Raw genomic sequence first — 12,993 nt, forward strand, 5'->3', positions numbered from 1 at the left:
GACTAAAGCGCAGCGAATGGCCGCGCAGCCATGTAGCCATGTCCGGTTTTCATTGAACCGGACGATGCTGCGCGGCGACCAATCTCGTTAAGTCCAAACGGGTTTTAGCCCCACGGACCGCGCGGACGCGACTGACCGCTGTTCCACGGGCCAGTTGCTTGAGGCGCGGATCGCGTCGATACCTGCGACTGAGCACCCATCTGCCCCGCAAGCTGCTGCAGCGCTGCGATTCGATTTTGCGTCGCCGGATGCGTGGTGAACAGATTGTCCATGGCACGCCCCGACAGCGGATTGATGATGAACATATGGGCGGTCGCCGGCGCACGCTCGGCATCCTCGTTGGGAATCTGATGCGCGGCGTTGTCGATCTTGGCCAGTGCCGAGGCAAGCCACATGGGCTGGCCGCAGATCCGCGCGCCCATCTCGTCGGCAGCATATTCGCGCGTCCGGCTGATCGCCATCTGCACCAGCATGGCGGCGAGCGGCGCCAGGATCATCAGCGCTATCTGGCCGATCATGCCCGGGCCATTATTGTTGCGGTTGCCGCCGAAGAACATGCCGAACTGCGCGATCATCGAGATCGCACCGGCGATGGTGGCGGTGATGGTCATCAGCAGCGTGTCGTGATGCTTGATATGCGCGAGCTCATGCGCCACCACGCCGGCGAGTTCCTCGCGCGTGAGCTGCTGCATCAGACCGGTGGTCACGGCAACGGCGGCGTTCTCCGGATTCCGGCCGGTCGCAAAGGCGTTCGGCTGCGGATTGTCCATGATGTAGATCTTGGGCATCGGCAGGCCGGCATTCTGGGCGAGTTCGCCGACCATGCGATACAAGTCCGGCGCGTTGCTGATATCGACCGGCTGGGCGCCGTGCATCGACAGCACCGCGCGGTCCGAATTCCAGTAGGCGAACATGTTCATGCCGGCGGCGACCACCAGTGCGATCATCGCACCCGACGCGCCGCCCATGAGATAGCCGACACCCATGAACAGGGCGGTCATGCCAGCCAGCAGAATCGCGGTTTTGAAGTAGCTCATTGGTCCTCCTGCCCGCCTGCGGAAAACGCTGCGGTGCAGGCATCAAATGGTGATCCGCCCGATCGTTCCGCAAGACGGCATTGTGCGGCAGCGCGTCGCGGCCATGCAGCGGACTGCATTGAATGCCGCGACATGTGGCCATAGGCTGCGCGCAACGAAAACATTAAAAAACATTACAAAGAGGAAACACTATGGCTCGCGTGAAGTTCGGCGCCTTTCTCGCACCGCATCATCCGATCGGCGAACATCCGATGCTGCAGTTCCGGCGGGACCTCGATCTCGTCGAGCAGCTCGATGCGCTCGGCTACGATGAATTCTGGTGCGGCGAGCATCATTCGTCGGGCTGGGAGATGATCGCCTCGCCGGAAATGTTCCTCGCCGCGGCAGGCGAACGTACCAAGCGCATTCGCCTGGGGACCGGCGTGATCTCGCTGCCCTATCATCATCCCTACAATGTCGCGCAGCGCATGGTGCAGCTCGACCATATGACCGGCGGCCGCGCCATTTTCGGTTCCGGCCCCGGGGCTCTCGCTTCCGACGCGCATACACTCGGCATCGACCCGATGACCCAGCGCGATCGCCAGGACGAAGCCATCGCCATCATCCGCCGTCTGTTCAACGGTGAGCGCGTCACCGCGAAGAGCGACTGGTTCACCATGAACGACGCCGCGCTGCAGATCCTGCCTCTGCAGGAGGAGATGCCCCTCGTGGTTGCGTCGCAGATCTCGCCGTCGGGGATGACGCTGGCCGGCAAATACGGCATCGGCATCATCTCGCTCGGCTCGATGTCGACGCAGGGATTGATGGCACTGCCGACGCAATGGGGCTTTGCGGAGGACGCAGCCAAGAAGCACGGCACCACGGTGGATCGCGCCAACTGGCGCGTGCTGCTGTCCTGGCACATCGCCGAGACGCGCGAACAGGCCGCGCGCGAGGCCGGCCCCGGCCTGATGCGCTGGCACAACGAATACAATGTCGGCACGCTGCAGCGGCCGGGCCTCCAGCCCTTCACCTCGCCCGAGGACGCAGTGGAAAAGACGGCGGGCGGCGAGAATGCGGCCTCGACCATCGGCACGCCGGATGACCTCATCAAGACCATCAAGAACCTGATGCAGGTTTCCGGCGGTGTCGGTACCATCATCGGCTTCGTGCATGACTGGGCCAATCCGGAAAACACGAGGCGCAGCTGGGACATGGTGGCGCGCTATGTAGTGCCAGAGATCAACGGCTACATCGCATCACTGCGCAAGTCGCAGCAATTCGTGATCGAGAATCGCGAGGTGTTCGAGCGCGCGGGGCAGGCCGTGATGGCCAAGATCATGGCCAACGAGAAAGCAGCTGCGGCATTGCCGCTGACGGGGCCGGGACGCGTGGCGATTCCACTCGTCAATGCACCGGATCTGCAGAAGAAGGGTTAGTAGAATTCCGTCATGCGCGGGCTTGTCCCGCGTATCCACGTCTTAAACCACCAGGCAAAGACGTAGATGGCCGGGACACGCCCGGCCATGACGGAGAATGTGGCACTCACTTCCCGTAATAATCCTGCGCCGTTTCCCACGCCGCCGTCTGCAGCATCTTCGCAGTCGCTTCATCGAGACCCGCGAGATACGGATTGCCCACCGGCGAGCGGCCCGTCAGCGCGGCGAAGACCACGCAGGACGCAAGGTATGTGCCTGCCATGCTCGGATGACGCCTGTCGGGCTGGTACAGATTGAGCTCGGGCTGCTTCGCGCGCACCCTCGCAAATGCCAGACCTGCCGGAATCACCAAGGCATTGTTATCATTACCGGCGACCGTATAGGCCTCGGCCAGTTGCTGCGTCATCTCCGGCTTGTCTTCATAGGCCCAGGACATGAAGAAGACCGGTTTCGCGCCATGCGCCCTGACGATGTCCGCATCCTTTTTCGCATATTCAGTAAAGACCGACTTCAGCTTGGGATGGATCGGGCACTGGCTGCAATCCATCATGATCGCAGCATCGAACAGCCGCTCCCGCTTATTGAAGATGATGTTGTTATTATCATCGAAGGAATAGGACGCGATGGCGTTGGGGCGGAAATAACTCTCGACATCGTGCCATTCGAAGCCGGAGCCGCCGATGGTCACCGAGGTCGCCTGATAGCTCGTCCTGTTGGCGGGGTCGGCAGCGCGCACCATCCCCAGCACGTGGCTGTGCATGCTGTTGTTGAAATAGAAGAAGCTGTTGCCGATGAAGATCTCGGTCTTGGGGAAATCGGGTCCCAGCGACGTGACCTTGGGTTTGGTCTGCGCTTGCGCCGCAACGGGCACATTGGCCATGGCAGCAAGGGTCGCCACGGCGACAAGCAAGACTCGCAAAGTTCTGGACAATGGAATGTCTCCCGGTTCTTATTATGTGCGGATATGCGTATCGATAGCATAGGTCGGTGCGGATTGCGCCGGCCTCGATCGCGGGAGGCAGACAGCGCCATGCCCCATGAGCTCGATTCCCATGACCTCGATCCCCTGATCCTTGATCTCCTGGAATGGATCGCGCGCGAACCCAGATCCTATGCCGACGTGCTCGATTCATGGCGGACGTCGTGCCCGCGACTGACGGTGTGGGAAGACTGCATCGACCGTGGATTTACCACGCGCATGCACGTCGCCGGGCATGGCTCCGTCGTTCAAGTGACGACCGCAGGTTTGTCCTTCCTGCAACAGCATGGCCGCGTCACGCCAAAGAGGTCAGCCTTGACCACCGCAACTAGTCCAGCGGCATCGTAAGCTGCGCGCCTTCATCAGCCACAAACACTGCGATCAGCTCGGCCGGCTCCGTAGTGCTCGCATTGGCCGAGACGAGATGCGTCGAGCCCGGCGGCTCGAAGAATGACTGCCCAACCTTGAAGGTTTCGACCGGCCCGCCGCCGAGCTGCGAGCGAATCTCTCCCTTGGTGATGTAGGCTATCACCGTGCCGGAATGACGATGCGGCGCGCTGAAGCCGCCGGGGCCATAGGACACGCGCACAATGGTCACGCGCTTTCCCGGCACATTCGGCAGCGCATGCGACGTGATCAGTTCCACCGCATCGCCGGGATTGGCGCTGGAGCCAGCGTTGACGGCGCAAAGCGGCGCCAGAACAATCGACAAGGCGTCCATTGTCGCCGGAAGTGCTTTGCCAAGGGCAATCGCACACATCAGTCCTGCGGCAACGGCAACAGACACATAGCGGGCTTCAGGCAGCCGCGGCGCGATCGCATCGCATGTGATGGACATTCTTTGCTCCCTGCCCATCAGCCGTTGTCCTGGCCGAACGCCTTGCGCATCGCGACATAGCCCTGCTGCTGCTGGCTCCAGTTACGACCGCCGGTGACACCGCCATCGACCACCAGATCGTTGCCGTTGACGAAAGAGGATTCATCGCTGGCGAGGAACACCGCGGCATGGGCGATATCGTCCGGCAGGCCGGCACGCGGGATCGGCTGTGCAGCCTTGAATGCCTCGCGCATCAGCGCCGGCGTCTGCTCGGCTGCTTCCACCGATAGTCCCAGCGCCTTGCCGAAGATTCCGGTCGCAATGGCGCCTGGCGAGATGCTGTTGACGCGCACGCCGCTCTCACCGAGCTCCATCGCCACGCATTTGGTCAGATGGATGACCGCGGCCTTGGCGGCGCCGTAGACCACCGAGGACGAGTAGCCGGCGAGCCGGCCGGCAATACTGCCATTGTTGATGATGCTGCCCGAGCCCTGCTTCTTCATATGCGGGGCGGCATGTTTCATGCCGAGCATGACGCTGCGTACGAGTGTCGCCATCGCCGTATCGAAACGATCGACGTCGAGGCCTTCGATACCACCGGTTTGCGCCGGACCGCCGGCATTGTTGAACAGGCAATCGATGCGGCCGAATTTCTCGACCGCGTGACCGATCAGTGCACTCATCTGCGCTTCATCGGTAACGTCGGTCTGACGGAAACTGCAATTTGCGCCGAGCTTCAAAGCAAGCGCATGGCCTTCCGACGCACGACGCCCGGCAATCATAACTTTCGCACCCTGCGCGATGAAGATTTCCGCCGTACGGTATCCGATGCCGCTCGTTGCACCGGTGATGACTGCAACCTTGTTGTCGAGACGCCCCATATCGTTCCCCCGTTTGTTTTTATGGCCGGCATTTGACGCCCCGAACCTGCGCCCGCGCAAGGCGTATTTTGAGTCAGCGCGACTCGCAGCCCGCTGAATTTGCAGATGAAGCGGCGCACTTTCCAAGCCACAACCGTCGGAGAGTCCCGAGAATTACGATTAAGGAAGTTCTAAGACGCATCTGCGTATCGTGCAGCATTGTACCGCCATCCAAGCATGGCTCGCGATTGCTGGAGACCTTTTCCGTGAAGCTGCTCAATAACCTGCCGATTTCCGCCAAGCTCGGGCTTCTCGTCACCGTCACTCTGATCGGTCTCTGCCTCGCCGGCGTGCAGGCGACGCGCCTCGTCAGCGCCGAGATGCGCAGCTCTCGCATGGAGCAGGTTCTCGCCATCGTCGAAACGGCTCGTAACATGGCGCTCGGTCTGCAGAAGCAGGTGACAGCCGGCGAGTTGACAAAGGATGCTGCAATCCAGGAATTCGTCAAGCGCGCCCGCACGATGACTTATGACAAGGGCAACGGCTACGTCTTCTCCTATGACATGAACGGCATCGCGCTGGTGACGCCGGATCCGAAACAGTTCGGCACCAACCGGCTGGACGTCCCGACCAACGGCCGTGCGCTGACCCGCGAGTTGCGCGACGGCGTCGCCGCCAAGGGCGATGTCACGCTGTATTACGAATACATGAAGCCGGGCACGACCGAATTGATCCGCAAGTTCTCCTATGCGGTTGCCGTGCCCGACTGGAATCTGTTCGTCGGCACCGGCGCCTATCTCGACGACCTCGATACCAAGATGACGCCGATCATCTGGTCACTGGCAACAGCGATCCTCGGTATCGCTGTTGTTGCCGGTCTGATCGCTTGGTTCATCGCCCGCAGTATCACGAGGCCGCTGAGCCAGCTCGGCACCCGCATGCGGGATCTTGCTGACGGCAAGCTGGAAGCCGAGATCCCCGGCGCCGGCCGTCGCGACGAGATCGGTGCGATGGCTACGACGGTGCAGGTGTTCAAGGACAACGCGATCCGCATGCACGGCCTCGAGCAGGAAGAGGTAGCCGTCCAGCAGCGCGTCGCCGCCGAACGCAAGTCGGCGATGAACAGCCTTGCCGATGGCTTCGAGCAAAGCGTCAACGGCGTCGTGAAATCGGTTGCGACGTCCGCGGCCGGAATGCAGGCCACCGCATCGTCCATGACCAACACCGCAAGCGAAACCACCGATCGCGTCGCCAGCGTCAGCATGGCGTCCGAGAAGGCGCTGAACAACGTGCAGACCGTTGCCGCTGCAGCGGAAGAACTGACCGCTTCCGTCGAGGAAATCTCGCGGCAGGTCGCGCAATCGACCGAGATCGCGCGGCAGGCCGTCGGCGAAGCAGACCGAACCAACGCAACGGTTCAGCTCCTGTCCGGCGCAGCCGAGAAGATCGGCGTTGTGGTGCAGCTGATCGACACGATTGCAGCACAGACCAACCTCCTGGCGCTCAATGCCACCATCGAGGCTGCCCGCGCGGGTGAAGCTGGGCGTGGCTTCGCGGTTGTCGCCTCGGAAGTGAAGGCCCTGGCAACCCAGACAGCCAAGGCGACGGAGGAAATCTCGGCGCAGGTTGCCAGCATGCAATCGACGACCGGAGATGCCGTCTCGGCAATCGGCAATATCAGTGCGACCATCGAGAAGATGAGCGAGATTTCGATGGCGATTTCATCAGCTGTCGAGGAGCAAGGCGCTGCGACCCGCGAAATCGCCCGCAACATTCAGGCCGCAGCCACGGGCTCCAGCGAAATCGCCACCAATATCGGCAGCGTCAACGCAGCAGCCTCCGCCACGGGACAAGCGGCCGGCCAGGTGCTCAGCGGCGCGCGCGAGCTCGACGGGCAGGCCAGCATGCTGCAATCGGCGGTGACGGACTTCCTGACCAAGGTTCGCGCGGCCTAAATCAGGCGACCGACTGAAGCTTCGATCGATATGGGCCGTTCCGCTTATAGCGCGGGGCGGCCCGATGTCTTTTTGGCATTGCTTGCCAGCGTGGTCAGAGCTGCTTCATCCGCAACGGGACGCTGCATAGCCGCCAGCAGCGGCGCGTCGACATATTGCCGGATGCCGTTGTGATCCATCACGAAGAGCGGCCGGGTGTTCTTCATGTTGACGTCCTCGACCATCGCCATGCGACGGTTGTCGAGCATGAACCAGCGGCCATCGAGACGGGCGGCCGCAACAGCGTGGTCTTCCTGGCGCAGCGTATCGCGCAGGATCACAACGCGCAGATCCTCGGCCGCGACGCCGGCGGCACGTAATGCGGTGAACTTGGCGATGGCATAGTCCTCGCAATCGCCGGCACCAATGGCGAACAGTGCCAGCGGCGAGCGCCAGACATCCGTTGCGCCATAGAGCACAAGATCATCACCGGGCCGAACCGCCAGATTGATAGCGCGATTGACCTCACCCATACGGGCGCGACCGTCGCGGGCGCTGGCATCGCCAACGATATCCAGAAACTTCGCGGCCTCAGGCGAGCAGCGGACGGGTGTCTCGGCACAAAGCTCGACGGCAAGCTGCTCGTCGTCCTGCTCGCGTTCCACCCCGCGCCATTTGGCTTTGAGCTCGCCTTCCGGCAGCGCCGATGTGGCAAGGCCAAACGGCTCCGCAGGCCGTTCGACTGCGTCGATCGCCTGGTCAGGAAAGGCCGTTCCGGCCAGGAGATCAGCGGGTGCCGCGAAAATCGCCAGCCCCAAGGCCAGCACAGACGCGCAGCGCACCCGCGCAAAAGCAGAAGTCCACATCATAGACGCCCCGTCTGTCCGGGCATCGGCAAGCAGGGCTGCTCGCACGTGACCGGATCATTTGTGGGGCCATCTTGAGGCGGCTAATTTTCGACGAGATTAAAAGGGGTTAGCCGGGTCGGCGAAGTTCGCGGACAGGCTGAAGGGGGGCTAACCGGCTTGACGACAATTTTATCGAAATGGCCGAAAGGCTCGTACGAGAGGGATTATATTACCTCACGCATTCGTTCCAGCGACGTCGATTTCCGGAACCGGGAACACAGCCCGAACTCGGAACATCGTTAACGAAAATTCACTATATGGATCAGTGGTATCCGGATGATTTCACAAAGCGGGCGATAACTTGAAAAAGTGATGCGCAGACGTCCACTATCGCATTGCACCCCGCGGTGGTATGCATGGCTCGCAAATTAGCTAATTAATAACCATAACCATGCGCGGTAGAAATTGAACTACGCGGGTCCATTCGATTTTTCGCAATCTGGCGATGCTCCGGCCGAACCAACGGCTGGCGGCGGCAGTATTGGCCATACGTTTTCCGCTCATACGGCCGGTTCCGCGATTGTCGTGCAGGATGCCAACCTGCTGTTCTCCGGCGACTACAAGCGCTCCGGCGTCGATCTCGTGCTGTCCAAGGACGGGCACGAACACGTCGTCTCCGACTATTTCAAGGGTTCGCTGCGCGCAGCTCTGTCGTCGCCCGATGGCGCGCAACTGTCCGGCGACCTCGTCACCGCCCTTGTTGGTGAAGTGCAGGTCGCGCAGCTCGGCGGCGGCGCCACTGCCGCCGCGCAAGTCATTGGTACTGTTAGCAAGCTAGCCGGTAGCGCGACTGCGATCCGCAATGGCGTCTCCGTGATGCTCAATGTCGGCGATCAGGTGCAGAAGGGCGACGTGGTCCAGGCTGGCGCAGACTCATCGCTGACCATGACTTTCATCGATGGCACCGTGTTTGGCCTCTCGGCCAATGCACGCATGGTGCTGAACGAGATGGTCTACGATCCCCAGGGATCGGCGAACTCATCCTTGCTCAGCCTCGTGCAGGGCACGATCACTTTCGTTGCCGGCGAAACCGCCAAGCATGGCAACATGCGCGTCGATACGCCCGTTGCCACCATGGGCATTCGCGGCACCGCCGTGCTGGTCGAAATCGGTTTCGAGGTGCCCGGACAGGGCGGCGCACCGCCGGTGAAATTCCAGGTTCTGGTCGAGCCCAACGGCGTGACCGGCTCTTATGTGCTGTATAGCAAGACCAGCGGCCAGGCGATCGGCACCGTCAATGCGGCCGGTCAGGTCACCAGCGTGCTCGGCAATGGCGATACATCCACAGGCATCGCCGATCCGCTGACGCCGATCGCACGGGCGATCATTGAGCAAACGCTGCAGACCTATTTCCCGAACTACGTTCCGAACGCCAATCCGCGCAGCAACGGATCCGGCGGCGGATCCGCGCCTGGCGATCCCAATTCGGGCACCAGTCCCGATCCTTTGAAATTCATTCTTCCGGATTATCTGCCTAACCAGCCATATACTGTCCCGATCAAGCTGCAGGGCGATGGTTCCACTACTCCACCGATTGATGTCACCTTCACGCGCTTCAACACCGCGCCGATCGTCACCGTCGCTCCGGTTGTCGTGATGCTGCCGGTCGACAAGACCAGCTTTGAAATCAAGGATCAGGTCCAGATCACCGATCCGGATAGCGGCGACGTTGCGACACCCTATGTACCGGGCACCGCGCATATCATTTCGGCGAGCGGTCCGAGCGGCACACCCACGTCGCTTGACCTCAAATCGCTGGTCACCGTCGATCCACAAACCGGTCATGTCAGTTACGATCCGGCAGCGTTCAAGTTCCTCGCCGCAGGACAGAAGGCCGTCTACACCATCGGCTTCGACAGCCAGTCCGGGCCGGACACGACCCATGAGACGCTGACCTTCACGGTCGATGGCTCCAATGATGCGCCGGTCGTTGCATCTGCGCTGACAGCCGCCGCAACGCAGAGCACTGCCGCCCAGAGCTTCGATTTGCTCGCCGGCGCGTCCGACGCCGATCTCGGCGAAACCGCGACGTTGACCGTGAGTGGTGTGAAATTTTCACTGAACAATGGTGCGCCGACCAACACGCATGTCGGCGTGACGCTCAACGGCACCACGCTGGAAATCGCTCCGAACGCGTTTGCCTATCTCGGCGAAGGCCAGACCGCGACCCTCAGGGTCACCTATAATATCATCGATGCGCATGGCGCGAGCGTGGCGCAGACCGAGACGATTACGATCACGGGCGTCAACGACGCGCCGGTGATCACCGGCTCGTCGATCGCGGTCGTCCTCGGCGGCGTTACGGTGCTGAGCGATACAAGCTTCACGGTCAGCGATCCCGACGGAACGACCGACTTCACTTTCACGGTGAGCAACGTCACTGGCGGCACATTCGAAGTGTGGGACGGCTCCGCATGGGTGCCGGCGACGAATTCCGTGTTTCAGCTCCTAAGTGTAACCAACGAGACGGGCTCCTCCGAGACCTCCTACGCCTTCACGAGCGACCAACTCGCCCAACATCATGTCCGTTTCGTCAGTGACGGCAGCACGAGTCAGCCTACTTTCACCGTGCAGGTCGACGATGGCAGCAGCCACAACAATCTCAGTGCCCTCTATGAGGGCACGGTCGCGCCCAGTGAAAACCATGCGCCGGTTGTCGAGGGTGATGTCGCGCTCACGGCCATCGCGGAAGACCACTGTCTGGTCATCACAGAAGCGCAGCTGCTGGCAAATGCCACGGATGCCGACGGCCAGACGCTGCACGTGACCGGCCTTGAAATTGCGAACGGCTGCGGAACGCTCACCGCAAACGAAGACGGCACCTGGACCTTCACGCCTGCGGCCAATTTCAACGGACCGGTGTCGTTTACGTATCGGATCTCCGACGGCGTGACGTCGGTTGATGGCCATGCGGAGCTTGCCGTCACGCCGGTCAATGATTTGCCCAGCGGCAAGGTCACGATCTCCGGAACATTCCAAGAAGGCGCGACGATCACCGCCCAGACTGGCAGCGTGGCCGATGTCGATGGACTGGGGACGTTTCACTACCAATGGTATCGCTCGAGCCCCGGCTCCAATGCACCCGTCGCGATTTCGCAGGCCACAGATAGCAGCTACGTCCTCACTGCCGCAGATGTCGGCGTGACCGTCTATGTTATCGTCAGCTACACCGACGGCGGTGGAACCGCCGAGATGGTTGGCAGTGGCCCAACCGATGTGATCCTGGCTGCGCCGCCGCCCTACGGAGCGTCCAACTATTGGACTGGCGCCGTCAACAGTGACTGGAACACGCCGGGCAACTGGTCCCTCGGAATCGTCCCGACGGCAGACGAGATCGTCTACATCAATACGGGGACAGTTACCTTCAATCTCAACGGCCTGCTGGAAATCGCCGGGCTTCACATCGGTGCCCAGGCCGAGCTCGATTTGACCGGCACCGGAACGCTGAATGTCACCGGCACACTGGTGAACGACGGCGATATCCAGCTCGCACCGGGCACGACGCTCGAAGTCCACGGCGTCGTGCAAAACACCGGCACGCTGCTGGTCGATGATCACACGGCCGGCGCAACCCTGCTGATCCATGGCACGGTCACGCTCGATGGCGAAGGCACCGTGACGCTCGACGGAAGCGCCGACCGGATCACCGGCGACTCGCTCAGCTCGAAACTCATCAATGCCGACAACACAATCAACGGCTATGGCAAGCTCGGCGACGGCAAGCTCAGCATCGTCAATCAATGCGACGGCAAGATCATCGCATCCGACTGCTCGCACGCACTGATTATCGACACCGGCAAGGGCAGCCTGATCAACTTTGGTTTGATCGCGTCGATGGCCACCGGCGGTCTCGAAATCAAAGGCGATCTGGTCAATTACGGGACCATCGAAGCCTATGCCGGCCTGTTCGAGATCGGCGGCAATGTCACCGGCCACGGCACCGCGAAAATCAGCGGCGGCAATCTCGAATTCGGCGGCTGGTCGGATGCCAATGTGACATTCTCCGGCGTCAGCAGCGACGAATTGATCCTCGACCGTGGCTCTCACTTTGTCGGCACGGTATCCGGTCTGTCCTATGGCGACACGATCGACCTGAAGGGCATCTCGCCCTGGCAGCTCTGGTTCGACCAGCACGACGGCGTCGTCGATGTGCATTACGGCTGGGGCAAGAACGACTATTTCACGCTGACCGATCCAGGCGTGCTGAAACATCTCGACATCGACTCCGACCATCACGGTGGCACCGAGATGACCTGGAGCAATGACGCGCCCGACATCAATACGTCGTCGGCTGAGCTTTCCAAGCTCCACGGCGGCTATTTCAAGATTTCCGATGTGTCCGTGTGGGACAAAGATTGGTCCAGCGGTGAGAACTATAAGCTGGACATCAACGGCACTGTGGTGAAGTCGGGATCACTCTCGTCTATTGATCATTATCTCGAAGATGGTTTCACCTTCAAACCAACCAGTTCGGAAACGCCTCAAGCGACCGTTGCCGTCACCGTCACTGACGGATTCGGCGCTAGCGAACATGTCAATTTCATCTTCAATACAGCACCTCTCCAGTCCAATACGCAGGTGTCACTGAACGGCACGACCGGAAATGACGTTATCTTCGCAACGGTCAACAAAGATACGCTGACGGGTGGCCATGGCTCGGATCAATTCGTCTTCGGGTCGCATAGTGGATCGATCGATAGGGATATCGTCACGGACTTCGAGGTCGGCACCGACAAGATCGTGCTCGACCACATTCGTGGTGTGCCCAATCTTTCAGGCCCCTTCGGCGATTTGAAGCTGACCCTTTGGGAGCTGTCTGGCGGAATCGAGCAGAAGGGAACCAATACCCTGATCCATCTCGATGGCGGTGACACGCTGCAACTCAATAACGTGCACATGTCCCAGCTGCACGCCAGCGACTTCATCGTCCACCCCTATTCCAACGTGGCGTAACGCGGCACCGTTAACCGTCCCGCGGACAGCACCTGCACAAGTCGCCTGACTGATGGCATAATGGCTGTCAGATCGGGGCTTGGGGTG

General features: G+C 61.1%; 9 protein-coding genes. 4 read left to right on the plus strand and 5 right to left on the minus strand.

Going from position 1 to position 12,993, the window contains the following annotated elements; all coding sequences use genetic code 11:
* Positions 1-104 precede the first annotated feature (104 nt).
* Positions 105-1,037, minus strand: coding sequence for a zinc metalloprotease HtpX (gene htpX / locus AB7813_RS18685; protein WP_439065308.1), 933 nt, complete (start codon positions 1,035-1,037; stop codon positions 105-107).
* Between the two features lie 191 nt (positions 1,038-1,228).
* Between htpX and AB7813_RS18690 the strand changes: the two genes are divergently transcribed.
* On the plus strand, positions 1,229-2,455 hold the full coding sequence (locus AB7813_RS18690) for an LLM class flavin-dependent oxidoreductase (RefSeq protein WP_439065309.1): 1,227 nt from the start codon (positions 1,229-1,231) through the stop codon (positions 2,453-2,455).
* 106 nt (positions 2,456-2,561) lie between these two features.
* Here the strand turns inward: AB7813_RS18690 and AB7813_RS18695 are convergent, their stop codons facing one another.
* The gene (locus tag AB7813_RS18695; protein ID WP_439065929.1) at positions 2,562-3,335 is read right to left on the minus strand and encodes a DUF4886 domain-containing protein; all 774 of its coding nucleotides are present in this window, start codon (positions 3,333-3,335) and stop codon (positions 2,562-2,564) included.
* 150 nt (positions 3,336-3,485) lie between these two features.
* Here AB7813_RS18695 and AB7813_RS18700 point away from each other — a divergent pair, with 150 nt between their 5' ends.
* Entirely contained in the window at positions 3,486-3,782 is a 297-nt protein-coding gene (locus tag AB7813_RS18700; RefSeq protein ID WP_439065310.1) for a hypothetical protein, read from the plus strand.
* Here the strand turns inward: AB7813_RS18700 and AB7813_RS18705 are convergent.
* A complete protein-coding gene (locus AB7813_RS18705) occupies positions 3,763-4,272 on the minus strand; it encodes a cupin domain-containing protein (protein ID WP_439065311.1) in 510 nt (169 codons plus the stop codon). The genes AB7813_RS18700 and AB7813_RS18705 overlap by 20 nt on opposite strands.
* A gap of 17 nt (positions 4,273-4,289) precedes the next feature.
* The gene (locus AB7813_RS18710; RefSeq protein WP_439065312.1) at positions 4,290-5,132 is read right to left on the minus strand and encodes an SDR family NAD(P)-dependent oxidoreductase; all 843 of its coding nucleotides are present in this window, start codon (positions 5,130-5,132) and stop codon (positions 4,290-4,292) included.
* Positions 5,133-5,377: 245 nt separating this feature from the next.
* On the opposite strand from AB7813_RS18710, the gene AB7813_RS18715 reads away from it, so the two are divergent.
* Positions 5,378-7,066 carry a methyl-accepting chemotaxis protein gene (locus AB7813_RS18715; RefSeq protein WP_120288065.1) on the plus strand — a complete coding sequence of 563 codons (1,689 nt, stop codon included), beginning with the start codon at positions 5,378-5,380 and terminating at the stop codon, positions 7,064-7,066.
* 44 nt (positions 7,067-7,110) lie between these two features.
* On the opposite strand, the gene AB7813_RS18720 is transcribed toward AB7813_RS18715, so the two are convergent.
* On the minus strand, positions 7,111-7,911 hold the full coding sequence (locus AB7813_RS18720) for a transglutaminase-like cysteine peptidase (RefSeq protein WP_439065930.1): 801 nt from the start codon (positions 7,909-7,911) through the stop codon (positions 7,111-7,113).
* Positions 7,912-8,358: 447 nt separating this feature from the next.
* Here AB7813_RS18720 and AB7813_RS18725 point away from each other — a divergent pair, with 447 nt between their 5' ends.
* On the plus strand, positions 8,359-12,906 hold the full coding sequence (locus tag AB7813_RS18725; RefSeq protein ID WP_439083856.1) for a cadherin-like domain-containing protein: 4,548 nt from the start codon (positions 8,359-8,361) through the stop codon (positions 12,904-12,906).
* Positions 12,907-12,993 lie beyond the last annotated feature (87 nt).

Origin of the sequence: Tardiphaga sp. 20_F10_N6_6, from assembly GCF_052076045.1 — a bacterium.
GTDB classification, from domain to species: domain Bacteria; phylum Pseudomonadota; class Alphaproteobacteria; order Rhizobiales; family Xanthobacteraceae; genus Tardiphaga; species Tardiphaga robiniae.